Origin of the sequence: Rouxiella sp. Mn2063 (assembly GCF_049319665.1) — a bacterium.
Taxonomy (GTDB): domain Bacteria; phylum Pseudomonadota; class Gammaproteobacteria; order Enterobacterales; family Enterobacteriaceae; genus JBMOUD01.
Genome location: NZ_JBMOUD010000001.1, coordinates 238,198 through 263,229, shown reverse-complemented (window position 1 = coordinate 263,229; position 25,032 = coordinate 238,198). Strand labels below are relative to the sequence as shown.

At 51.6% G+C, this 25,032-nt stretch carries 23 protein-coding genes and 1 pseudogene; 8 read left to right on the top strand and 16 right to left on the bottom strand.

Annotated elements, in window-relative coordinates:
* Positions 1-3: 3 nt before the first annotated feature.
* From ACL9RG_RS01095 to ACL9RG_RS01085, 3 genes and pseudogenes are all read left to right on the top strand, one after another.
* A complete protein-coding gene (locus tag ACL9RG_RS01095; protein ID WP_422790720.1) occupies positions 4-705 on the top strand; it encodes a hypothetical protein in 702 nt (233 codons plus the stop codon).
* A 497-nt stretch (positions 706-1,202) separates the two neighbouring features.
* Positions 1,203-1,391 (top strand): transposase, encoded by a 189-nt coding sequence (locus ACL9RG_RS01090; protein WP_338651085.1) that lies wholly within the window; start codon positions 1,203-1,205, stop codon positions 1,389-1,391.
* 248 nt (positions 1,392-1,639) lie between these two features.
* Positions 1,640-1,884: pseudogene (locus ACL9RG_RS01085) on the top strand (IS3 family transposase); the annotation flags it as partial.
* Here ACL9RG_RS01085 and ACL9RG_RS01080 read toward each other — a convergent pair.
* The gene (locus ACL9RG_RS01080; RefSeq protein ID WP_422790719.1) at positions 1,812-2,252 is read right to left on the bottom strand and encodes a hypothetical protein; all 441 of its coding nucleotides are present in this window, start codon (positions 2,250-2,252) and stop codon (positions 1,812-1,814) included. The pseudogene ACL9RG_RS01085 and the gene ACL9RG_RS01080 sit on opposite strands and share 73 nt — an antisense overlap.
* 293 nt (positions 2,253-2,545) lie before the next feature.
* Here ACL9RG_RS01080 and ACL9RG_RS01075 point away from each other — a divergent pair, with 293 nt between their 5' ends.
* Positions 2,546-3,088: an adenylate kinase gene (locus ACL9RG_RS01075; protein ID WP_422790718.1), complete on the top strand. Its 543-nt coding sequence runs from the start codon at positions 2,546-2,548 to the stop codon at positions 3,086-3,088.
* Positions 3,089-3,129: 41 nt separating this feature from the next.
* Here the strand turns inward: ACL9RG_RS01075 and ACL9RG_RS01070 are convergent, their stop codons facing one another.
* A complete protein-coding gene (locus ACL9RG_RS01070; protein WP_422790717.1) occupies positions 3,130-4,074 on the bottom strand; it encodes a sugar-binding transcriptional regulator in 945 nt (314 codons plus the stop codon).
* 196 nt (positions 4,075-4,270) lie between these two features.
* On the opposite strand from ACL9RG_RS01070, the gene dalD reads away from it, so the two are divergent.
* The 3 genes from dalD (at position 4,271) to ACL9RG_RS01055 (ending at position 8,795) form a co-directional block, all read left to right on the top strand.
* Complete coding sequence (gene dalD / locus ACL9RG_RS01065) at positions 4,271-5,662, top strand: D-arabinitol 4-dehydrogenase (protein WP_422790716.1); 1,392 nt, start codon at positions 4,271-4,273, stop codon at positions 5,660-5,662.
* A 25-nt stretch (positions 5,663-5,687) separates the two neighbouring features.
* Positions 5,688-7,169, top strand: a complete 1,482-nt coding sequence (gene xylB, locus ACL9RG_RS01060) for a xylulokinase (protein WP_422790715.1) — start codon at positions 5,688-5,690, stop codon at positions 7,167-7,169.
* A gap of 318 nt (positions 7,170-7,487) precedes the next feature.
* Positions 7,488-8,795 carry an MFS transporter gene (locus ACL9RG_RS01055; protein WP_422790714.1) on the top strand — a complete coding sequence of 436 codons (1,308 nt, stop codon included), beginning with the start codon at positions 7,488-7,490 and terminating at the stop codon, positions 8,793-8,795.
* Positions 8,796-8,833: 38 nt separating this feature from the next.
* Here the strand turns inward: ACL9RG_RS01055 and ACL9RG_RS01050 are convergent, their stop codons facing one another.
* From ACL9RG_RS01050 to ACL9RG_RS00985, 14 genes are all read right to left on the bottom strand, one after another.
* Positions 8,834-9,322, bottom strand: a complete 489-nt coding sequence (locus ACL9RG_RS01050) for a flavin reductase (protein ID WP_422790713.1) — start codon at positions 9,320-9,322, stop codon at positions 8,834-8,836.
* A 15-nt stretch (positions 9,323-9,337) separates the two neighbouring features.
* Positions 9,338-10,270, bottom strand: a complete 933-nt coding sequence (locus tag ACL9RG_RS01045) for a PDR/VanB family oxidoreductase (protein ID WP_422790712.1) — start codon at positions 10,268-10,270, stop codon at positions 9,338-9,340.
* Between the two features lie 30 nt (positions 10,271-10,300).
* Positions 10,301-11,041: an SDR family NAD(P)-dependent oxidoreductase gene (locus tag ACL9RG_RS01040; RefSeq protein WP_422790711.1), complete on the bottom strand. Its 741-nt coding sequence runs from the start codon at positions 11,039-11,041 to the stop codon at positions 10,301-10,303.
* Positions 11,042-11,073: 32 nt separating this feature from the next.
* Positions 11,074-11,556, bottom strand: a complete 483-nt coding sequence (locus ACL9RG_RS01035) for an aromatic-ring-hydroxylating dioxygenase subunit beta (RefSeq protein WP_422790710.1) — start codon at positions 11,554-11,556, stop codon at positions 11,074-11,076.
* Entirely contained in the window at positions 11,543-12,850 is a 1,308-nt protein-coding gene (locus tag ACL9RG_RS01030) for an aromatic ring-hydroxylating oxygenase subunit alpha (RefSeq protein ID WP_422791158.1), read from the bottom strand. Before ACL9RG_RS01030 ends, ACL9RG_RS01035 begins: the two co-directional genes overlap by 14 nt.
* Positions 12,851-12,857: 7 nt before the next feature.
* Positions 12,858-13,415: a nuclear transport factor 2 family protein gene (locus tag ACL9RG_RS01025; RefSeq protein WP_422790709.1), complete on the bottom strand. Its 558-nt coding sequence runs from the start codon at positions 13,413-13,415 to the stop codon at positions 12,858-12,860.
* 11 nt (positions 13,416-13,426) lie between these two features.
* Entirely contained in the window at positions 13,427-13,786 is a 360-nt protein-coding gene (locus ACL9RG_RS01020) for an IacB protein (RefSeq protein ID WP_422790708.1), read from the bottom strand.
* Between the two features lie 22 nt (positions 13,787-13,808).
* Positions 13,809-14,975, bottom strand: coding sequence for an acyl-CoA dehydrogenase family protein (locus tag ACL9RG_RS01015; RefSeq protein WP_422790707.1), 1,167 nt, complete (start codon positions 14,973-14,975; stop codon positions 13,809-13,811).
* A 111-nt stretch (positions 14,976-15,086) separates the two neighbouring features.
* Entirely contained in the window at positions 15,087-16,229 is a 1,143-nt protein-coding gene (locus ACL9RG_RS01010) for an amidase (protein WP_422790706.1), read from the bottom strand.
* Between the two features lie 333 nt (positions 16,230-16,562).
* Complete coding sequence (locus ACL9RG_RS01005; protein ID WP_422790705.1) at positions 16,563-17,030, bottom strand: MarR family winged helix-turn-helix transcriptional regulator; 468 nt, start codon at positions 17,028-17,030, stop codon at positions 16,563-16,565.
* Between the two features lie 139 nt (positions 17,031-17,169).
* Positions 17,170-18,144 carry a porphobilinogen synthase gene (hemB, locus tag ACL9RG_RS01000; RefSeq protein WP_422790704.1) on the bottom strand — a complete coding sequence of 325 codons (975 nt, stop codon included), beginning with the start codon at positions 18,142-18,144 and terminating at the stop codon, positions 17,170-17,172.
* A 210-nt stretch (positions 18,145-18,354) separates the two neighbouring features.
* Positions 18,355-20,178 carry an ABC transporter ATP-binding protein gene (locus ACL9RG_RS00995; RefSeq protein ID WP_422790703.1) on the bottom strand — a complete coding sequence of 608 codons (1,824 nt, stop codon included), beginning with the start codon at positions 20,176-20,178 and terminating at the stop codon, positions 18,355-18,357.
* Positions 20,179-20,193: 15 nt separating this feature from the next.
* Positions 20,194-21,636: a M81 family metallopeptidase gene (locus ACL9RG_RS00990; RefSeq protein ID WP_422790702.1), complete on the bottom strand. Its 1,443-nt coding sequence runs from the start codon at positions 21,634-21,636 to the stop codon at positions 20,194-20,196.
* Between the two features lie 7 nt (positions 21,637-21,643).
* Positions 21,644-22,783: an ROK family protein gene (locus ACL9RG_RS00985; protein WP_422790701.1), complete on the bottom strand. Its 1,140-nt coding sequence runs from the start codon at positions 22,781-22,783 to the stop codon at positions 21,644-21,646.
* A 620-nt stretch (positions 22,784-23,403) separates the two neighbouring features.
* Here ACL9RG_RS00985 and ACL9RG_RS00980 point away from each other — a divergent pair.
* Entirely contained in the window at positions 23,404-24,945 is a 1,542-nt protein-coding gene (locus ACL9RG_RS00980) for an ABC transporter substrate-binding protein (RefSeq protein WP_422790700.1), read from the top strand.
* The last annotated feature ends 87 nt before the right edge of the window (positions 24,946-25,032 follow it).

The window sequence follows — 25,032 nt, the reverse complement described above, 5'->3', positions numbered from 1 at the left end:
TATATGCTCAAATTGATTAATAAGGCTGGACATATCCCTATACATGACTTTGGTTTTAATATTATGTTGTTACATGGCTTTATTGATCAAACAGAAGCTTCAATCACAGATAGCATAACTAAATACGAAACCGAAGGACCTGAAACATTTGTTGTTGAAGAATATTCGGAAGATGATATTTATATAGCTATTGATAGCTACATGGGAATTGATGATCAGGCGGTAAATCTTGATGACATATTTAAGAGATATTACCCAAGCATCATGCGACGTTCTGCTTTGTTAACAATCGTTGGTCTTTTAGAGCACGAAGTTGAAAAGTTCTGTATTAGTTACTCAAAAAGACACTCAATAAATATTAAACTTAACGATTTAAAGGGAGCAGGCTTCGAAAGAGGACATTTATTTATAAAAAAAGTAGTTGGTCTAAATAATTCTAGAGCTTATCCTGAAATCAAGAAAATTATAAAGTTAAGAAACAGTTGCGCTCATAATGATGCTCGTTTAGTGAACAACGAAAACCAAGATATTCAAGAAATCACAAGACTTCTCGAACAGCATCCCGATCTTCTTGGGAGAGACAATGAACAAGTCCTTTTTCATGAGGGAGCTTTGTTGGCGTTCTTGAAGGTTTTCGAAGATTACATCAAAGAAATAGAAACTCACATTAATCCACCTCGCGAGGCAAAAAAGCTTTTTCCGTAGTAGTGGCAGCGGCTGACACTACCCTATAATCCCCACTTCTTACAACTAAACTAACTTATTGATTATTTTGCAGGTAATTGTTTTCACTAACTGGTTTACATGAATTGTACTTATGTTATTGAAGTTAGCCCAGACAGCTCAAAACGGCGCCTAAAAGGGAAGTCAGATCCATGGATGCTGAGAATACGGCTCGAACAGCTCCTTCAGGGAGCAGCAAGGCTATACCAAAAATGCAGTCCGACGTGTGTGAAGCTCTCCAGATGATTAGCGTTGCCCGACTTAACGCAGTAAAAGACCGCATTTAGGCGATTAACCATATTCTTGCGCTGCTGGTCAGTGCTTCGCAAGATGTCCGCGACTAACTCAGGAAATCTAATCAATACGAATGAGTATCCGCCTTGATTAGCTGCTAAGTGTCGGAGTCCTCTCCGATGCGCGTGACCATATGTTGTACACTTTAAAGCTTTGCTAAAAGATGGATTGCACTTACTGAAGAGTTGAATGAACTGGATGAATCACTGGATCAACTGACCCGTAAATATGCTTATTACCTTCGCAGTCAGTTTGGCCTAGGGCCACAGACAACCTCTACGCTGCTGGCAGTTGCAGGTAATAACCCTATACGTTTGAAAAATGGAGCTGTACTGGCATCGCTCTGTGGTATAAATCCTTTACCGGCATCATAAGGAAGACGGTCAGACACTGATTAAAACCGTGGCAACTCACGCGAAGCGAGTAATGCTCTGTGGACATAGCTCTTGTACGTATGCGTAGCGTTCCGCGAACAGAAATATATTTATAAAGACGAGCCAGTTAAGGTCTTTCGACCAAAGAGATCCTGAGATGTCTAAAACACTGTATCGTCCGTGATCTCTTTCTACTGATTTTATCTGACCCGCGCCTGCCAACCGTCAGCTCTTGACATAGGAGCATTGATAGCAAACTGGAACACTTCTTCCGAAGCCTGAAGAATGAGTGAATGCCGGTGACGGGTTACATAAGCTTCAGCGACGCAGCCCATGCAATAACGGACTATATCGTTGGATATTACAGCGCATTCAGGCCGCACGAATATAACGTGGATTGCTACCAAAAGAATCGATAAATCAATACTGGAAAAACTCTAATCCGGTGGACAGTTTAAGTTTACCGCTACACTCTCCATCTTTTGTCAGATAGAAGTAATCAATATCTTTGTTAGTTGGCGGAGCTTCCGACTTGTCGAGTAGAAGATATGTTCTTTCAGCAATAACGTGGTTTTGTCTATCCAACGATGTTACCTGTAGTGATTTCGCTGGATAATTAAAACGCAGCTCTAGTATTGAATTTTCCGCGCCGCTAAGAGAGAAGAAACCTGCCAGATAGTCGTCCTGCGCATTACTATCGCCCATCGGCCTAACCGCTTTATTCATAAATCTATAGACATTCTGGGTACGGATATCCAGACGGTTAGCGTACTCCGCTTTGTATTGTGCACCTTGTGGTGAGCTTAAGTTAATACATCCGGTAAGTAATAGGCTAAGTAGTAATACTAATATTTTACGCATTGCTATCCCATAGAGGTGGTAAACCCAAAGTTAAACGGCGGATTGTAGACAAATTATGATCTTTCGTCACATCAGTTGTAGCACTGACGCGGTGCAACCATCAGGTCCAACGTTGACATGATAAGAGCAAACCTTAGCCGCCACGACATCACGACATTTAGCAGCTATCATCCCCCCTCGTTTATTTACCTTTCTGTATTCAGATTTTTATTGGATAGAATACAATTCACTCGTTTCCCCATATTCCTTTACTTCACGTTGCCTCATTTAATTAAAGCAAATAGAGACCGAGCATGAAAATTAATGTCATTGGTACCAGCGGCAGCGGTAAATCTACCCTTTCCCGCCAACTGGCTGCGCGCTTGGCTATCCCCTATATCGAAATGGACAGGCTATATTGGAAAGCCAATTGGGGAGAAAGCAGTGATGAGGAGTTGTTTACTGCCGTTGAGCATGCGCTGTCTGTGCCAGATTGGGTGACTGACGGTAATTATACGCGTACCCAGCCGATAAAATGGCGCCATGTCGATATGATTGTCTGGCTGGATTACAGCTTTATCCGCACCTTTTATCAGGCACTAAAACGGGCAATCACGCGCGCCTGGCAACAGCATGAGATCTGGCCAGGTACAGGTAATCGTGAAACCTTTAAAAAGAGCTTTTTTAGCCGCGATTCGATTATCTTATGGACGCTGAAAACCTATGCCAGCAACCGGAAAAAATATCTGGCGCTGATGGCCAATCCCGCTTATCAGCATATTCGCTTTGTACATCTGCGCACGCCAAAACAGGCACAAGAATTTGTGGAACAACTGGCGGCGCAACAGAAAAAATAGCCGCGATTGGCAGCGACTATCTACGATCTGATTCCCGATGGCTACACTAACAACGCCTGCGCCGTCTGCTCATCCGTCACCAGCCCATTCACCCAGCCGCCAACTAGCGCGGCGCGGATTGCCTGATGCTTTTCTGCGCCACCGGCAAAGGCTATCACCGGCTTACCTCGCTTGGCATCAATACCAACGCTGGTATGACGGGCATTGAGTTCGCTGGCGATGCGCTGACCCTTTTCATCAATAAAGTGGCCGAGGATTTCGGCTATTGCCCGCTGTTCCACCAGTACATCGATCTCCTGCTCGGAGATAAAGCCATCTTTGTGCAACGGGCAGCCGTAAGCGACGGTGCCAATGCCAACAAAAGTGACGTCGGCCTGGCTGGCTTTCTCGCTGACGGTGCGATAAATACGGTGTTTCGACCAATTGGCGTGATCCTCCGGGCTGTCGGCAAACAGCGGTGCGGGCAGAATAAAATAACGCCCCTGCGTTTTCTCGGCCAATAACAGCGGGACATCGTAACGGGTACATGAACCGTCGTAAGCAATCGCACCAATCAACGACACGCAGCTGTGCTGCGGGCGTTCGATATCGTCAAGTTCGGCAATCGCGGCTTTCAGGCTGCGCCCCGATCCCACGCCAATAATCATCGGCTGTTCCTGACGAATAAACGGCGTCATCACCTCTGCGCCAGCAACGGCAATCGCATGCTGAATACCGCTACTTTCCATCCCTTGCGTCGGTACCACCTGGCATACTGAGAGGTCATAGCGTTTTTTTATTTGCGCCGCCAGTTCCATACACTGCCCCACTGAATGGCTGATATGCACGCTCACTAAACCGTTATCGATCGCGCTCGCGACCAGCCGCTGCGCTACTTGACGAGAAACACCGAGTGCGTCGGCAATATCGTGTTGCGTTTGACCGCCAACAAAGTACAGCCACGCGGCTCGCGCAGCCTGATCCATTTTTTTATCGTTCTTGTTCATAGCACTCTCCAACATTGCATTACGCGAGTTCTATCTTATCGCGCCCCCGCCTCTGGCAGAGCCTATTATGCCAGCATCTGTCAGATTTGTGAGCTAAAGCCCATTTGATGGGCAAAACTTCCATTAAGATTATCGCAATTAGGGCAAAAGCCCACATTAAGAGCTTAAGCCCAAAATCATCTATCTGGAGAACGCCATGAATAACACTCTGTCCTCAACGCCCTCAGTCTGGTTGCACATCGGTAGCGGCTCATTCCATCGGGCGCATCAGGCGTGGTATCTGCATCGCTTGATTCTGGCGGGTGATACCGAATGGTCAATTGCATTGGGCAATATTCGTGAAGATGGCGTACCGGTGTTGTCCGCCCTACAAGCACAGGATGGCAAGTACGTGCTAGAAACTGTCACCCCGCAAGGTGAGCGTGAGTACGAAACCATTACGTCTATCAAGAAGATTATTCCATGGGATAAGGAACTGGCGGCGCTGGTTGAACAAGGGGCTAAAAGTGAAACGAAGGTGATTTCCTTTACCGTGACAGAAAGCGGTTACTATCTGGATAATCAGTTCAACCTCAATCAGCAAAATGCCGATATTCAGGCCGATCTTAACGGCGATTGCCGCACCATTTACGGGGCAATCAGCCATATTCTACAACGCCGTAAAACGCACGGTGGCGGCAAGGTGACCTTGCTTAACTGCGATAATTTGCGCCACAACGGTGAGCGCTTCCATCATGGTTTATTGCAGTTTTTAGCCCTGCGTCAACAACATGATTTGTTGGATTGGATTGCTAATAACACCCGCAGCCCCAATACCATGGTTGACCGCATCACACCACGTCCGTTACCCGACGTTGCCGAACGCGTAGCGCTTGCCACCGGTTTTAAAGACCGCGCGCCAATCATGGGCGAATCTTTTATTCAGTGGGTAATTGAAGATGATTTTATCGCCGGACGTCCTGCGCTAGAGAAAGTGGGCGTAGAGATGGTCGATTCAGTTTTAGCCTATGAAGAAGCTAAAATCCGCATTCTCAATGCCAGTCACAGCTGTATTGCCTGGGCCGGTACGCTGATTGGCCTCAGTTTTATTGATGAAAGCACACGTAACGACGCCATTCGCCAACTGGCTTATGACTATGTCACCGAAGACGTGATCCCCTCTCTTTCCCCAAGCCCATTAGATCTGGCGGCTTATCGTGATGTGGTGTTAGAACGTTTCAGCAACCCTTATATTCAGGACACCAACCAGCGCGTCGCCGCCGATGGTTTCTCTAAGATCCCCGGTTTTATTACCCCAACGCTGCAAGAGTGCTACCAACGTGGGAAAACGCCGCACGCCAGCAGCATGTTACCAGCTCTGTTCTTCGTCTTTATGCAACGTTGGCATCAAAATCTGCTGCCTTATGAGTACCAGGACGGCATTTTTGACCCGCAGGCGGTGCATGCCATGTTTACGTCACCCGATCCTATCGCCGTCTTTGCCAGCGATGAAAAACTGTTCGCTGATTTAGCCAAAGATAAGGATTTCTCTCTACTATTGCGTGAATCAGTCTCTAAAGTGAATCAATGGCTGGCAAATGCCCAGTAATCACGCATCGAATAAGGGGAGAGAAATGTATCTCGGAATCGATTTAGGCACCTCAGAAATCAAAGCATTAGTTATCGATGCACAGGGCGCGGTGCTCGCCAGCGCCGGTGAACCACTGACCGTGCAACGCCCTCACCCACACTGGGCGGAACAAAATCCGCAAAGCTGGTGGCAGGCCACGCACAGCGTAATAAGCCAGCTACGCGCCAAGTTGCCTGAGCAATGGGCAGAGATTAAGGCGATTGGTTTATCAGGACAGATGCACGGCGCGGTATTGCTCAGTCGCGAAGGCAGCGTGCTACGCCCGGCGATGTTATGGAATGACACGCGCAGCGCCGCGCAGTGTGAGCAGCTAACCCGCATCGCGCCAGAATTACATGACATCGCCGGTAATCTGGCGATGCCCGGTTTTACCGCGCCCAAGCTGTTATGGGTAGCAAAACATGAACCGGAAATTTTCCAGCACGTCGCCAGCGTATTGCTGCCTAAAGACTATCTGCGCTGGATGATGAGCGGCGAGAAAGTCTCGGATATGTCAGACGCGGCCGGTACCTTGTGGTTAGACGTTGGCAAGCGTGATTGGTCAGACTCGCTGTTATCGGCCTGCGGATTAACCCGCGATCATATGCCGCGTCTGGCGGAAGGCAGCGATGCCACTTGTGTATTAAAAAGTGACATCGCCCGCGCCTGGGGTCTGGGCGATGATGTAGTGATTGCCGGAGGCGGTGGTGACAACGCCGCCAGCGCGGTCGGCATTGGTGCGGTTAATCCGGGGGATGCGTTCATCTCTCTGGGGACTTCCGGCGTGCTCTTTGCGGTCAATGATAAATTCCGCCCCAACCCACAATCGGCGGTACATGCTTTTTGCCATGCGTTACCCAATTTATGGCATCAGATGAGCGTGATGCTCACCGCCGCCAGCGCCTTACGTTGGTTCTGTCAGTTGGTTGGCAGTAATGAAACCACGCTATTGGCAGAAGTGGCGCAACTGAGCCAAGCCCAGCAACGTCAGGCTCCTATTTTCCTGCCTTATCTTTCTGGTGAACGGACGCCACATAACGACCCGTTCGCTACCGGCGTTTTCCACGGTATGACGCACAACAGCGACCGCGCCAGTTTAGGTTATGCGGTGATTGAAGGCGTTGCCTTTGGTATGGCTGACGGCTTAGAAGTGATGAAACAAGCGGGTACCACGCTGCAACAGTGTTCACTCGTTGGCGGCGGCGCACGCAGCGACCGCTGGGCGCAGCTGATTGCCGATGTGTTATCGCTACCGATTGTCACCCACGTCGGCGGTGAAGCAGGCGGCGCATTAGGCGCAGCACGCTTGGGCTGGCTGGCAGCAGGGGGTGATATCAATCAAGTTTGTAGCAAGCCCCCCGTTGCCAGACGTTTTCTGCCTAATGCGGAAAATGCACCAATGCTGGCGGAGCGGCTAGCGCTATACCGACAGTTGTATCGACAGCAAGTTGAATTGAGATTAAGTACCGGTTTTAGCCTTAATTAGTTGACTTGCAATCTGTTGACCTTAAGAGCGCATCTTATCGGCTAAGAGAACGGATGCAGGCCAGGGAAAGTTGCCAGGGAAGGCAACTTTAGGTTGAGCCGGACAGGGACGTCCGTCTCAACCGACCCGTCCGGCCAAAGTAGTGAACGCGGGAAGTCGCACAGCGACCCGATAAGCTTAAGCGTAAGGCGCGGGATGCAAGGGTTTTCGCCTTAAAACCCTTGCCGGTCGCGTTCGGCTACGCTGACATATTTCTATTCCTTAATAAGCGACCGAACCTCCGCCGGTGCGATATAAACAATTTATAAGGATTTCAACATGCAAAAACAACGTGATCATTGGTTTGGTTTGCCGATGAATTTATTCTGGGGCTATATCGCGATTGCCCTGTTTATGAGCGGGGATGGCTTTGAAATGGCTTTCCTGTCTAAGCATATTATCGACTTAGGCTTTAGTGCCTCAGAATCGGCGGTGGTGTTTACCGTTTATGGACTGGCGGCAGCGCTGGCGGCCTGGAGTTCGGGCGTGGTGGCTGAGCTTATCACGCCGCAAAAAGCCATGCGCATCGGCTTTGTTTTGTGGGTCGTGATGCACGTGCTGTTTATGATCTTTGGTCTGGGGATGAAAAGTTACCCACTGATGCTACTGTTCTACGGCATTCGTGGATTAGCCTATCCGCTGTTTATCTACTCCTTTGTGATGCTGGTAGTGCAAAACGTGCCGAAGCAGAATCTCTCCTCGGCAATGGGGTGGTTCTGGGCAATGTACTCTATCGGCATCGGCTGCGTCGGCAGCTATCTGCCAAGTTTTACCATCCCGTTTATGGGCGAAACCGGTACGCTGTGGTTCGCTATCGCCTGGGTGATGGCCGGTGGCCTGATGGCCTTGATTATGCTGCGTAACACCGGTACCACCAGCAGTAAAGTCAATCTGAGCAGAAAAGAGAAAATTAGCGAGCTGTCGCGCGCCGTTACCATCTTGTTCACCAACAAGAATATCTTTCTCTCCTCAATGATCCGCATTATCAACACTATTTCGCTATTTGGTTTCGCGGTCATTATGCCGATGCTGTTTGTTGAACGCCTGGGCTTCACCATTTCCGAATGGCTGCAAATTTGGGCGGTATTTTTCTTCGTCACCATCTTCACTAACGTGATGTGGGGCATTCTCGGCGAGAAAATTGGCTGGCTACGTCAGGTGCGTTGGTTTGGCTGCATCGGCTGTGCACTTTCCAGCCTGGCGTTTTACTACATCCCGATGCACTTTGGACACAACTACTGGGCGGCGATGATCCCAGCGGTGATGTTAGGAATTACCGTCGCGGCCTTTGTGCCGATGACCGCGGTGTTCCCGGCGCTGGAACCGCATCACAAAGGTGCCGCGGTATCGATTTATAATCTGTCGGCAGGTTTGAGCAACTTCGCCGCCCCGGCGATTGCCTCCATCGTGCTGCCGTTCTTTGATATCGTCGGCGTAGTCTGGGTTTATACCGCGCTGTATTTAATCGCGGCGGTATTAACCATGATGGTAAAAGTCGATCAGCCGGGACACAGCCCGAAAGCCAGTGCCGTCACGCCAACCGCAGCAAAAGCCGTCGCATTGATGACAACATCACGCGGCGGGTAAATATCACAAATGGGCGCCCTAAGCCGCGCCCTTTTCCCTTACTTCTCCTGCGCCAAATCATAATAACGACGGTTGAAATACACGAGCCCGCTTGGACATTCACAAGTACGAACTGACTGCACCTGACAATAAAATACCGTGTGGCTGCCGACTTCATGAATATCACTGATTTCACAGTCAAAATTAGCCACGGCCGAACTCAGCACCGGTGCACCGCTGGTCAGCATTTCCCAACTATCATGTAAAAAACGCTGTTCTGAACGTAAGGTGGCGTTAGCAAAAATCTGCGATAAATTGCGATGTTCACTCGACAACACATTCACGCATAAATTACCGTTCTGTTTAAAATGCGGGTTGGCGAAAGAGTTGCGGTTCATACACACTAATAAAGTTGGCGGTTCGTCAGTCACGCTACACACCGCCGAGGCGGTAAAACCGTACTTGCCTGCCACACCATCGGTGGTGATCACTGATACCGCACTACCCAATTGCGCCATGGCGTCACGAAATTCACTTTGTAATGTCATCACTCCCCCTTATCTTTATAAATCAAGCAATAAGTGCGGGCTTTTAGCTCGCGAACAACAGAGTAGGATCAACTGATTAGACGCTTTCTCTTCCTCGGTCAGATAGCTATCTCGATGATCCGGTTCTCCTTCCAGCACGTCAGTCAGGCAACTGCCGCAAATGCCCTGTTTGCAGGAAACACATACCTTTACTCCTGCTAACGCTAACGCCTCAACAATGCTTTGATTTTCTTCAACGCGGACCCGTAAACCGTTGCTGGCGAGAGTGACATCAAAAGCTGCGCCCTGTGTTTGCACCTCGGCGGCAAAAAGCTCCTGATGAATTTGCTCTGCGCGATAGCCCAATGCCAGCGCCTGTTCGCTGACGGCAGCCATCAGACGCGGCGGGCCGCAGACGTAAACGTGGGTATTTTCGGGCACACCTTGTAGCACTGAAATTAATGTCAGACGCTGCTCATCGCTAAAATGAATCTGCACGTTGCGGGCATAAGAGGCGCATTGCAACTGGTCTAAAAATGCCGCCTGTTGACGCGTTCTGGCACAATAATGCAAAGAGAAAGGCCGCTGGGCGGTTTGTAACTCTGCCGCCATCGCTAACATGGGCGTAATACCGATACCGCCGCCGATCAACAAACTAAAGGGCGCAAATGGGTCAAGAGCAAACAGATTACGCGGCTCGCTCACCTGCACCTCGTCACCGACTTGCAACGCATGAGCGGCCAGCGCACCACCTTGCGATTGTGTCGTTTTCAAAATGGCCACTTGGTAATGCAAACGATCGGCCGGGTCGCTGCACAGTGAATAAGGGCGAATCAGGTTATTTCCCAGAAACAGATCTATATGTGCTCCCGCAGTAAAACGGGGAAGTTCTCCGCCGTCAGCCCGACTAAACGTCAACAGCAGGACATCGCTCTGTAACTCACGGGCGACAATGCATAGTCGCAACATACTCCCTCCTTGTTGCCCCGATGTTTGCGGCTAACGCATAAACAGACCGCCGTTGATATCCCAGGTCGCCCCGGTGACAAACTCCGCCTGTGGCGACGCCAACAGCGCTATCGCCTGCGCGACAAACTGCGCATCGCCTAGCTTGCCGACTGGGATCATATTGATTATCGCGGCCAGTTTTTCCTCCGGCATCAGCGCATGTACCGACGGTAAATCCATCGGCCCCGGCGCAATCGCGTTGACAGTCACGCCTGATTTACTCAGTTCACGGGCAAACACTTTGGTCAATGTCAGAATGCCGCCCTTTGACGCCGCATAGTGCGCACCGGTGCCCGAGCCACCGTTCTGCCCGGCCAGTGAAGTCAGATTGATAATGCGGCCATAGCCGCGCTGGGCAAAATAGCGGCCAATAGTCTGGCAGCCGACAAACGTACCGCGCAGATTCGTGGTCAGTACTTGGTCAAACTCATCAGGGCTAATGTCCATCACCGGCGTTGCTAAGGTCAGCGCCGCGTTATTCACCAGCACCTGCAGCGAGCCAAAACGTTCACAGGTCGCCGCCAGTGCGCGTTCAAAGTCTTGCGGCTGGCGGATATCCAGCCCCAACGCCAGTATCCGCCCTTGCCCGCTATCCAGTTGCTGCGCCGCCCGTTGCGCGTGCTCGGCGTTGACATCCGTCAAAACCAATTGAAATCCCTGTTCTAGTAAGCTGCCAGCAATCACATTGCCTAATCCGCTGGCGGCTCCGGTGACTAAGACTGTTTGGGTCATATCTTTACTCCTATTTGCGTCATCTCTTGCGCCTACAATATGTAACCGACGCTGTGTAGCACATCGTCACTGTTAATCAGGCGGATGACTTTTTGCTCGATAAGCCACTGGCCCTCTTGCCGCCAGAGTTGATAAGTAATATCCGCTGCGTAGTGCCAAGTGCTGCCTTTACGATGTTCCCACAACGACTGGGCACAGCGAATGACGACCTGGCGATCGTCGGACTCCAGCAGGCGAAAGCGCGATAATGTGCGCAACGTACGGGCGCGGGGCGTGGTAGAAATCGACTCACCGCTATACAGGCGGTGCACCCGTTTCTGGCGCATCTCATGATTGTCATAGGCATAGTTGAGGCTGTTTTTAAAATCCGTTTCCTGCGGATCGATGGGGATGACATACAGACCTTCTGGCCGCCATAATTCCAGCCAGGCGTTAAACTCCCCATGATCAAGCAGATCGCCTTCCAGATTGATCAGCGCGATGGCATCAAATAGCACAGCGTTAGAGGTATCCATCGGTATCCTCCGTCATCAGTTTTTTCCACATCCGGTAAGCGGCACGCATGCCGGTTTCAGCGCTCACATCACTACGCACACCGTCGACGGTTGGCGCTTCGCCTGCCAGCCCACGATTGAGCATGATCCACAGATCGCGCCCGGCAGTCGCGCCGCGCTGCACTCGCTCCCAGGCTTCGGAATCATCCGGCGTACCAAATCCCATTGGCCCCTGAAAATGTTCGTGGATACGCAAACGCGCCTGATTCGCTACCTCAGGCCCGCCGTCCATGGTTATCACCGCGTGATGAATCTCGGTTTCATTGACGGAGATGGGCTGTAGCACGCGGAAAAAGGCCATTGAGCAGGCAACATTGGGGAAGATATTGACATTAAATCCTGTGCCACCAACGGCTCGGACGATACGGCGTACCTGCTGCTCATCGTGATCGGCACGCAATGCCTCAGCTAATTCGACAAAGCGCTCCGGGATTGGCGCGTCTAAATCGGCTTCCAGATCGGTTAAATCGGGGATCATCACCATCACGCTGTGACCGTGCCCCAAATCTTCGACATAGCCACTGCCGCCGACAAAGTTGAGCATCTCTTCGGTCTGCTTATTCACCGAACTTAGGAAGGAACGATGCACCACCGGGAAGTGATAGCCGTCGGTGGTATTTTCCAACTGAATTTTCCAGTTACCGGGAAAGCGAAAGCGGTGCGCCGGGCCGGTTTTAATCGGGTAACCGGCGCCTTGCTTCATAAATAAATCGATCCACTTTTTGGCGGCACCTAAATAATCATCCAGCGGTTCGATATCCTGATTAAAGGTGGCAAAAATCATCCCGGCGTACTGCTCTGTGCGTAATGTCCTAAGTCCCAGTTGGTCTTTTTCTAATTGGTCAGCGTAACTTTCAGGGTGCGGCACGCCGCGCAGGCTGCCATCAAGCGCATAACCCCAGCCGTGATAAGGGCAGACAAAGCTATTAGTTTTGCCGGTACGATGCTCACAGACTGTCGCCGCCCGATGGCGACAACGGTTGAGCATGGTATGAATTTCCCCTTGCCGATCGCGTACCACAATGACTGGCTGAGTACCTATCTCTGTCGTTTTGAAGCTACCGGCCTGCGGCAGTTCACTACTGTGCGCGACCCACACCCAGGTTTTGCTAAAAATTCTGTCAAGCTCCAGCTCGAACAATTCAGGCGAAGTATAAAGCGAGGTATGTACTCGGTCGGCTTTAACTAACGCCGCAATATCGTTGTGGCCTAATGCAGGTGTATTGGTGGTGGCTTTGGTTTTTTTCACTGTCATCGTATCGTTAGGATGCATCGTTAACATGGTTAATCTCCTTCCCAGTTAAAGGCGGCTTTTCATTCGGCACGGGTAAATCATCCGCACTGCGCCAATAATCCACCAGTCGGCTAAATAGATTGCGGGTAGTGAAATGCATCATCCGCATCGCGCGCCCATCACGAACAAACCAGACCATAATTTCAGCAGCATTGAGGTGCGATCCCCCGGCGTTGAATGTCGAGGTTTGCAACATCAACCATCGCCCACGCCATTGGCCGTTTTGCTGCTGTTCAATAGACTCTGAACAGAGAAAATGGGCGTTCATGGCAAAATGCGCCGGTTGGCGAACATAGCGCTGCATCATCGCCACAATGGCTTTCCTCCCCTGATGCACACCGAGCCTTGCGGCATAAGGCGCGCCGAGACCTTCCCAGCAGGCATCGGCGGTAAACAGCTCGCCAATAGCCTCTGCCGTTTGTTGGCTATTAAGGTCATCGCACAGGCGCATGTAGTCACTGATACATACCCGCACCGCCTGCTGATCTTCCAACTGCTGTAAGCGCCGAATTTGCTGTTGGTTCATTCGCCGCTCCGCTAATGTTGAATAATCAATTCACGCCCGAGGCGGGCTTCCACTTTGCAGTATTTCCATAGCTTATAAGTGCCGTCGCCGACCGGAGTGATACGAAACAGATTGCACACCGCGCTCACGCACTCCAGCGTGTCGGCATCGGCCAAGACATACGTGGTCCACGGCCATCCCGATGAAGGCCCGACCATCACCTGATCGTCATCCATATTGCCGATCGTGCGAATGCCCGGCGTGTTCTCCATCGCTTTCATCATCATGCCAACCGCTTGCCAGACTTGCTTGGCCTCGACGTCGCTGGCATCAAAAAAATTCTGGTTTACCCCGATGCAAAACAGCACGCGTATTTTGTTTGACTTGCTCATCCCTTTTCCTCTCTAGTGAAAATTACGACAAATAACCCGGCAACGGCGTGCCGCCAAAGAACAGCGTCCCGGCGTTGATATAAGTGAGTTCGCCCATAAAGGCGTGCTGAGTAATGACCATGGTGTCACGCACATAGCGCTGCAACGGACTGGTGAGTTCGATGCCGCCCATACCATTAAGCGCCAATACCTGACGAGCCACTTTTGCCGATACTCGAGTGACGTGCGTGGAAGACAAACGTAACGTATTGACCTGCGCAGCAGTGGCGTCATCCCCCGCCAGCAACCGTTGCCACACCTCATCAATGGCCTGATAAAACCAGGTGCGCGCCGACAGCAGTTCGGCCTCACAGCGGGCAATCTGCATCTGGGCCTGCGGCCGTTCGGCCAAGGTGGGTGCACCAGTGACAGATTGCTGCCGGTGGGCGATGGCATAGATTTCATTGAGTGCGGCGCGTGCAATACCCATCGCCACTACCGACAATACTTGCGTTGCCAGCGACAACGCCGGGTAGCGGTACAACGGCCCTTCCAGATTGAGCGCAGCGCCTCGAATAAACGTCCATTCCTGCGGGACAACGACATCGTTAACGACCAAATCGTGACTGCCGGTACCTGCTAACCCGACGGTGTTCCAGGTCGGGTCAATTTCAACGCTGCTCGGCGGTAATAACGCCATGCGCGGCAGCGGCTGCGAACCTTCTGGCATGATCCCTACGCCCAAAAGCGTGGCCCCCATACAGCCGCTGGCCGAGCGCCAACGGCCGCTAACTCGATATCCACCGTTCTCTACAGGCGCTCGCTGCGGCGGAAATATTCCCCCCGCGAACACCACATCAGGGCCATCGCCATACAGCGTTTTCTGCGTATCACGAGGCAATGCGCCGAGATAAAACGGGCTCATACCAAAACTGGCAACCCAGGCGGCAGAACCATCGGCAGTGGCAATTTGCTCGATGAGTTGGCAAAACTCGCCAGGAGAACATTCATCACCACCATAAATTTTCGGTACCAGCGCTCGGTAGATGCCAATCTGTTTAAAACGGGAAATGATGTCGTCAGAGATATAACGCTGTTGCTCAAACTCCGCGCTACGCACAGCAATATCAGCCAGCAGCGAGCCAAAATTTTTATCGACGCTAGGCTGACCAAGAGACAAGCTTTCGTGGGGATCTAAAGTAGACATCATGTCCTCCCAAATTATGTGGTACCCAGTACGCAGGCGAACGCTGTCACAGTGAGCGCTGCTTACTGAATGAAGTAATGAGATAAAAGTGAAGGTAGAACGGGGCTATCGCCGTCAGCGATGCAGCCTGGAAAGTAAATAGGTCGCGGCAGCCACCAGCGCCCCGTCGTGGCCTTTGCGGGCCACCAGCTGTAATGCCACCGGGCGATGGTCGATATCACCAATGGGGATCGAAATAGCGGGATGTCCGCTAAGATTAAAAGGACGCACCAATTTTGTCAGCTCGAGCACACTCAGCGGATCGCTCGCCTGCTCAAGAGTTGGCGGCAGTTCAGGCAGCGTGGAGAGAGCCAGTAGCGGCGTATCGGTAAGCAAAGCATCGAGCCGGTCGCTAAAGCGTTGACGTACACGTTCGGCATCCGCCAACTCACAGGCGCTCACCGTTGCGCCGCGGCGAATGCGGCTGGCGATATCTTCGGACACGCCCTCTACGTCAAGCAAAGTATGAAACGCCTGCCAGTTTTCCCGGTTGATAATAGTCATGCCCGCAAGGTGAGCCGCGTCCAGTTCCGGCAACACCAGCGGATGAAGTTGCGCACCGGCCTGATGTAAGACTTGCTCAATTCGCGTATCAATAAACGGTGCCGCCGCGCTAATTAGCCCGATTGGCGGCAGCGTCGTATCGTCCTGTGCTGACTCGACGCCTAAACGATGTAGCACCTGGCGCAGAACATCGGCGCTGCGGGCAAACAGCCCGACGCAATCCAGCGAACTTTCGGCAGGTATTACGCCCTGACGGCTGAGTAAACCATATGTCGGCTTTAGTCCTAAAATGCCGCAGCAGGCCGCGGGCATACGCACCGATCCGCCGGTATCAGTACCGATGGAAAAATCCACCTCACCCGCCGCAACGACGCTCGCCGATCCGCTAGACGATCCACCGGGTATCAATGTTGGATAACGGGAATTAAGCGGCGTACCGCCCCAAGGATTAATGCCGGTAACGCCGAACGCCAATTCATGCAGCGTAGTTTTTCCTCTCAACACACAGTGCTGCTTGAGCAAGACGTCGATCACCTGTGCGTGGCGTAATGCCGGAGAAGATGAGGCTAATGCTCGACAGCCCGCCCTCGTGGCATAGCCAGCAACGTCTAGCGTATCCTTCACCGCAAAGCTCAGATCGCCTTGCCCAAGAATAAATTCTTCAATATAGCCATTGCTCTTACACGACGGAGTTTCACAAAAAAGGGTCATCATGATCACCTTAATTAAAAAATGCCTCTGCTTTGCCGAGCATCAGTTGTACGTTTTTCACCCTGGATACTGATAAATCCATCATGAAGAATTTAGATGAATATTCAAGTAAATATTCACATAAAAAAATATCCATTACCGGCAATCAACAGGATGGTAAAAACAGGTATAAATTGAGGTATCTCGATGAAAAAATGGGGAAATAATAATGCCCTTAATAAAAAAACCGCCGGGTAAATCGCCAGCAACCTTGTTATTAAGGGTTTAATTTATAGAGGATTATGTCACGCTGCGCTGAGTCGATCACAGTTTTGCAATTATGTTCCTACCTCATTATTACAGCTCGTTCAGATTGTCCAAAACCTTGCCTAAAGATTGGTTCATCTTGACGATTTGTGCCTGGGTCATGCCTTTAAATGCTTTATTGAAAACCTTCTGGGTTAGGCGTTGCGCCTCTAGCACTTTGGCCTTACCGGCAGGTGTCAGCGTTACTTCGGTCACCCGCGCGTCTCGCTCACTGCTTAGCGCGTTCACCAAGCCATCCTCGCGTAATCTGCCAACAATTTTGGTTACCGTGGGCATTTTGGCGATAGCATATTGGGCAATTTGCGAAATACTGGCCGTACCGTATTGGTCGGTAATCGTCAGCACCCGAAAGCGGGAAACGTCCAGCTGCACCTTCTTAAGCGTCACCTCCATAATTTGGGTATAACGCGCATGGGCGTTCACCACCCAATAAAACGGGAATTCTTCACGATGAAAAAAGGGTTCTTCAGAAGAGGGATTATCTGGCGCGTTGCTCATAAGCTACCTTGTGCAGGGACGTATTTTCTCAGCGATTATAGACTCAATAAGCACTGATATGCAGCACAGTAAACATTCGCTGACTTTGAGCAAAAAAAAACCGGACCTCAGCCCGGTTGATTATGACGCATCAAAACGATTAGATGCCGTTTTGGGCAATATCCATCGCAAAATAGGTCAGAATAATATCGGCACCGGCGCGTTTAATCGCCCCCAGCGTTTCGCGTACCACTTTATGTTCATCAATGGCACCGGCCTGCGCCGCGAATTTAATCATCGCGTATTCACCGCTCACTTGGTAAGCCGCCAGAGGTAAACGGGATGCCGCGCGCACATCGCTAATCACGTCAAGATAAGCGCCCGCTGGTTTCACCATCAGTGCATCTGCGCCTTCCGCTTCATCGAGCAAAGATTCGCGCACCGCTTCGCGACGGTTCATTGGGTTCATCTGATAGTTTTTACGGTTGCCCTGCAACAAGCTACCGCCCGCTTCGCGGAATGGCCCGTACAGAGAAGACGCAAATTTAGTCGAGTACGCCATGATTGAAGTATCGATAAATCCGGCGGCATCCAGCGCGCTGCGGATAGCCTGAACCTGCCCGTCCATTGCCGCCGATGGCGCGATGAAATCGGCACCGGCTGCCGCCGCAACCACCGCTTGTCTGCCGAGGTTAACTAAGGTCGCGTCGTTATCCACACCGTGGTCGTGCAATACGCCACAGTGGCCGTGCGAGGTATATTCGCAGAAGCAGGTATCGGACATGACGATCATTTCTGGCACGGTGTCTTTACAGATCCGCGCCATACGTGCCACCAGCCCATTTTCATTCCAGGTATCGCTGCCGGTAGCATCCATATGATGAGAGATGCCGAAGGTCATCACGGATTTGATGCCAGCACGGGCATAACGCTCAATCTCGAAGGCCAGTTTTGACTCAGGAATACGCAGTACGCCGGGCATCGTTTCAATCACCGCGTATTCGGAAGTCTCTTCTTCAACAAAGATAGGCAAGACAAGATCATTAACGCTGAATTCGGTTTCCTGGAATAAGGTGCGCAGAGATTCAGACTGTCTTAGGCGGCGCATACGGGAATTTGGGAACTGATTAGACATGACAACTCCTGAAAAAACGGTAACTCACAAAAAAAAACCGGTGCAGATTTCACTCCATTTTTAAGAAAAAAGTGAACTCTTAAGGCAACAGAGCTGGCATTCTATAACAATCAGCCGGGGAACGATTCACTTTAGGTGGCGAGTTGACGAATTTAATCTATTGGTGAGGCCGATGATGAAAGGCGGAATTAAACTCCCGCCCTATATATGCTATCCCTCGGCCAATACCCAATGTCCCGTACTAACTTCATGATACTGTCGGGTCGGCGGTTGATAACCTAGTGGCCGCACCGGGCTTTTCAGTTCATCGACGGCTAAATGCCGTTTTAATCCGCGTCGGGCCGGATCTGGCACTGGCACCGAAGCCATTAGCTTGCGCGTATAGGCATGCTGTGGGTGATCAAATATCGCTGCCCGCGGGCCGATTTCGACAATCTCCCCCAGATACATTACCGCCACCCGATGGCTGACGCGCTCGACCACCGCCATATCATGGGAAATAAACAGATAAGACAGATTCATGCTCTCTTGCAAATCGAGCAATAAATTGACCACCTGCGCTTTGACCGACACATCCAGCGCCGAGACGGATTCATCGGCAACAATCATTTTGGGGTCTAACGTTAAGGCGCGAGCGATGCAGATACGCTGCCGCTGGCCGCCGGAAAATTCATGCGGATAACGGCGCATCATATCGGCGGACAGGCCGACTCTTTCCATTAACGCCGCCGCTTTTTCTAGCGCTTGGGATTTGTTGGCCAGCTTATGCTGTAACATCGGCTCTATAAGTGCTTCGCTGATTTTCATCCGTGGATTCAAGCTGGCAAAGGGGTCCTGGAAAATCATTTGCACCCGCTGACGCAGCGAACGCAGCTGCGGACGCCCCAGATTTAACACATCCTGCCCGTCAAAATTAATCTGCCCGGCGTGTGGGTTAAGCAAGCGGGTGATGGCGCGTCCGGTAGTCGACTTGCCGCAGCCCGACTCCCCCACCAGCGATAATGTCTCGCCCTGGAATAAGTCAAAGCTGATATTTTCAATGGCGTGCACCGCGCCAACCGGCCGACCTAAAATCCCCCCTAATACCAGGAAGCGCGCGCTGAGATTTTTTACCGACAGCAGCGGTTTGTCTTGCTGTGCCATCTGTGCCGCGGCTTCAACCGGCGGCGTGGCAACACCGGTTTGCAAATCGTAAATCGGAAAGCGCAGCGGCCATTGGCGACCACGCATCGAACCTAATCGCGGCACCGCCGCCAGCAGCGCGCGGGTATAAGGGTGCTGCGGCGCCGCGAACAGCGTGGCGGTATCACCACTTTCGACCATCTCACCGCGATACATCACTAAGGTGCGGTCGGCGATTTCAGCCACCACGCCCATATCGTGAGTGATAAACAGTACCGCCATGCCCTCTTCTTCTTGCAGGGTTTTAATCAAATCGAGAATTTGCCCCTGAATCGTCACATCCAGCGCGGTAGTCGGCTCGTCGGCAATCAATAGCTTAGGTTTTAACGCCAATGCCATCGCAATCATCACCCGCTGGCGCATGCCGCCGGAGAACTGATGCGGATACTCATCAAAGCGTGCCGCCGCGTTAGGAATACGGACTTTTTCCAGCAGGCGCACGGTTTCTTCCCGTGCCTGCGCCGATGACATCGCCCGATGCGTTTGCAAAGTTTCGGCAATTTGCCTCCCGATAGTAAAGGTCGGGTTCAGTGAGGTCATCGGTTCCTGGAAGATCATCGCTATATCATTGCCGCGGATCTCACGCATCTGTTTTTCAGAAAGAGCCAGCAGCGAGCGTTGATTAAAGGTGACCGTGCCGTCGATTTTACTGCTACGCGCTTTGAGCAACCGCATAATCGACAGCGACGTGACGCTCTTGCCCGAACCGGATTCGCCGACAATCGCCAACGTTTCGCCAGGGAACACCTCAAAAGATAAGTTACGTACTACCGGCAACCAGGCGTCCTCACCGCGAAACGAGGTGGTCAGATTGTCGACTTTGAGTACCGGCGCGGTCTGTTTGCTATTCATGCTGGCTCCTGAACATCACGCTTTTGGCTGGCTGCGAGCAGAAAGAAATACCTCTGGCACGAAGCTGAAACCTTGATCAAACGGATACGTCTGACGTGTTTTACGCAGACGCGGCAGGCGTTCGACAAACTGATCGACCACGCCATTGGACAGTGCCATCAGGTTTGGATTGGCAATCGGTGCTAACTCCGGTGACAGATAACCCGATTTCACCACTACAATTTTCGCCCGATGCGGGTCCAGCCCCAGCAGGGTGAAATCAGCAATGTTGTGATATGGACGGCGACGCGCGGACACCACCAGGTCAATGCCGTCAACACGCAGTACCGCCTGACGCTCGGCGGCAATCGCTGAATCCACCAATCGCAACACGCTAAATGCGGCGCTAACCTGCGGGCTGGAGGGGTCCAGCGATGCGCCCACGATCAGATTGAGCGTAGCGCCAACGCCCGCGTTAAAGGCGGCCTCAGTGGCAGCAGCATCGGTAATACCCGCCACAATCACGCCATCGGCACGCTGGGCAATCAGTTCTGCCAACAGGTCAGCACGGTCGCCTACGCCGCCGCCGGTCGGATTATCGCCAGAGTCGGCCAACACTACTGGATGCGTTGGGCTGGCAATGGCCTGCGCCACGCAAGCCTGCGGCGTATTGGTCGGGCAGCCAAAAACAAAATCATCACGTGCATCCCAGTAAGCCTGCGCTAATTGTGTCGCCTGCTGGCGTAATACCGCCTCATCGGTGCCGGTAAAAATAGCCGCAGCAGTCGCGCGTGGTTCATCAGCCCAGACATAACCGACCATCAAGGAGCTGTCCCACACGCCGTCTACTTTGTCTGACTCTGGCAGTCTGGCGTAGAGATCTTTCGCCGGTTGGTCTTCCGTGCTGGTACGTTCACCCGGTAATACCACCGGAATTGGCGACCACAGCAGCACAGGTTTCACCCCGGTTTGCAGGCTCTTAACCAGCATGCTGACCGCACGCTGCATGGTTTCTTGCACATCGATATGCGGCGCGGTGCGATAAGTAGAAAACATATCGATGGCATCGATAATTTTTTGCGATACGTTGCCATGTAAATCGTAGCTAACAGAGATTGGGCATTCATCACCGACCAGCTCGCGAGCGGCGGCAATCCAATCCCCTTCGGCATCTTCCATCCCTTCAACATACATGGCACCGTGCATCGCCAGATAAAGCCCATCAAAAGGCAGATGTGCCCGCAAGCCATCAAGCATTTCCGTTTTTAACTTGTCATAGGTGGCGCGAGACACCGGACCACCGGCGATTGCGCGGGCGTGAACCGTTGGCAAAAATGTCGCCGGATAGTCTTTTAAAAACTGGAAATAGGGTGCCGCCAGCAACTCAGCCTGACGCACAATACGAAAATCTTTCTCTTCATTCAGAACGGGGTTGTAAGTGCTGCATTCGATATGGATACCGCCGACGGCTATACGCATAGTTACCTCAGTGAGTATTCAGGCCATTAAGAAACCGGTGCGCGGCAATACTGGCCGCCGCTCGTGCCCAAGTGTCTTGGTTGATAGAAAAGGTTCTGACCGGCGTTTGTCCAGCAATCCCAGGCAACACGTTGGCCTCGATAGATTGCAGCACCACAGTACCCAATAGACCGTCGAAGGCCTGTTGCTGGTGGGCAATGAGGATCAAATCCGGGTCAATAATTTGAATAAGATGCGCAATCGCCAGGCCCAATGCGGAACCTGCGCGATGCAAAATACGGGTAGCGGCCGTTGAACCGCTCATCGCCAGCTGTTCAAGCTCGGCCAGCGTGCTAATCGACAAGCCTTCTTCACGCGCCATTTCCAGGATGGCATTGACAGATGCCAGCGTATCCAGACAACCGCGTTTGCCACAGCGACACGGCGTACCGTTGACTTCCATCGTGCTGTGAGCGATTTCGCCCGCCCCTCCGTGCAGACCGCGCAGCAAGTTTCCGCCGATAAAATGGGCGTTACCAATGCCCGCGCCGTGGCTAACCAACGTGAAAGTATTGAGATCTCGCGCCAGTCCAAAGCGCTTCTCGTTAACGGCCAACGCCTTGGCGTCGTTTTCGATAAATACGTCCATCCCGGTCGCATCGGCAATAATGCGGGCCAACGGCACATCTCGCCAGCCGAGCAAGGCGGATTGCACGCAAACAGCCTGATGTTCATCAATAAAACCGGACAAGGTGACGCCCATACCTATCAACTGGCTGGCAATCTGCGGATGGGAGGTAAGCAACAACGGCAAGGTCTCCGCGATAGATTGCGCCAACTGCTGTGGTTCGCGGCTTAGCGGGAACGACGCGCGGGATAAGATGTCGCCATTGAGGTTAATTAATACCAGCTGCGCCGGGTCTTGCAGCAGCGAAACGCCAATAAAATACGCCCCTTCGGCTCGTATGCGCAGCAGTACCGAGGGTCGCCCCTGCCCTTGTCCGGCGACAATAGCGGACTCTTGAACATAACCGGCCTCAAGCATCTCACGCACAATGCCGCTCATCGCCGCTTTGCTCAGGCCACAGCGCTGCGCCAATTCGGTTCGGCTCAGTCCATCGGCGGCATTAATCGCACCTAAAATCTGCTGCTGTATTGCGTTGAGCATGAATATTCCGAACGTTAGATAAAGGGTAAAGGCCTATCCCAGTAGGCGTTATTGTTGCTGGCATGTTGGACACGGACAGCGCACAGAAACCGGAACGTACACGCAGTACGTGAGGATTTCGAGCACTGCCCAGGTTCAACAGGACAAATTAAATAGCCCTAATGGGATAGGCTCTAAGGCTTAAAGACAGTAATCCCTAAAACATTCCTCATCAAGCCCATTTAATTTAAAAAATTAACCAAACATCACACTATAAGTATTTTGTATGAAATAAGTGGCGAGCACTTATAGACAAAGTGAAAAATAAAAATCAATGTAGTAAGCGCAAGGATTCATCAGAGGAAGACTTAAAAGACGCTTGTAATAAGAGAGCTGTGACAAGACTCACGATATCTATATAGATAAAATTTGTCTTATTAACATTATTTCCCTGATTGACCTAAAAACTAACAATAAGTTTTTCATATAAACCCAATAGACTTCGAGATGCAGGTAGGCGGCAATCGAGAGAGTCCCCAGGAGCTTAGATAACTAAGTGACTGGGGTGAACGAGAGCAGCCAACAACCCTGCAACTTGAAGTATGACGGGTATGAATTAATTCACCGGCAGAGGATTTAATATGAACGGTTTCAACAAAACCGGGGCAACCCGGCGTTTAACGCTTCTCAGTGCGGCATTACTGGCGGTGCTCAGCACCCCGCTTTATGCCGCCACTCTGACGGTGATGCAAAACGAAGCACCGCGCAGCATGGACCCAGGTAATCAGACCGCGACCTTTACCGGCACCGTGCTGGACCCGATGTATGAAGGATTGATTAAGATTGGTGAAAATTTGCAGCTAGAACCGGCGCTGGCAACCTCCTGGAGCAGCGATGCCAGCGGTTTGGTATGGACCTTCAAGCTGCGCAGCGGCGTGACTTTCCACGACGGCACACCGTTTAATGCCGACGCCGTTGTCGCTAACTTTGCCCGTCACCTTGATGTAAAACGTGGATTAGCCGCCAGCGGACGCCTGCGTACGTTTATCGATAGCGTTAGCAAAATCGATGACAGCACCGTGCAGTTCAAACTTAAAAAACCTTATCCAGCCTTCTTAAAACTATTAACCAGCGGCCCCTGTTTAATGGTTAGCCCAACGGCAGATAAAAGCGGAACGTTAGACAGTAAAGCGGTGGGTACCGGTCCTTATAAACTGGTGCAATATAAAACCGGGGAGTATGTGCTGGAAGAGAAATATCCGGGGTATTGGGGGAAATCCAGCGGACCTGAAGATATTAAATGGACCTGGAGCGTAGAACCTTCGGTCATGAATATGGCATTACAAGCTGGCGAAGCGGATGTTATCAATCCAGTCCCACCACAGTTTGCTAAATTACTTAAAAATAATCCTAAATTCACATTACATGAAAGTCAGGGTGCTTCAGTATTTTGGGTGGCGCTCAATACACAATTAAAACCGTTAGATGATGTACGTGTCCGCCAGGCATTAAACTTTGCCACCGATAAAGACGGATTAGTCCGCGCTATTATGTCCGGCTACGCGACCCCGGCGAATTCACCGCTGGCACCGGTGACGCCTGGCTATGATAAAACCCTCAATCCGTATCCATTTAATATCGAGAAAGCCAAAGAATTGCTGAAAGAAGCGGGCTATCCGAACGGTTTCTCCATGTCGATAGCGGTGCAAGGCGCAGATGCACGAATTGGTCAGGTGCTGCAAAGCATGTGGGCCAAGATTGGAGTGAAACTTGACGTGCGCCAAATGGAAAGCGGCGTGTGGACTAAAGCCGCCTTCGCCGACCCGGCAGGTAAGAAAGCGGACGGTACCGGCGCAGTATTGGCGTCTTGGTCTTCCGGCATTAACGGCGCGGATTTGCAATTACGCCCGCTGTACACCACGCAGAGCTTTGCCCCAACCGGTGCCAACCTTGGCTTCTTTAGCGATGCCAAGTTAGACAACTTATTGGATGAAGCGGCCTCGACGCTAGATGAAACTGCACGCAACAAACTCTATGTTCAAGCACAGGAAGAAATTAACCAGCAGGCACCACAAGTGCTGTTGTATTACCAGAACGACCTGTTCGCTACCGGTGACAAAATCTCTAACGTGTGGATGATCCCCGGCGGCAATGTGATAGTCAAAGACGCGCATAAAGGCTGATGTATCAGGGTGCACAGAAGTCACTACGCGCCCTATTTCAGACGGCTGACAAAGCGAGTTATTAGGGAGAGTACGCCGTTGGGGTCG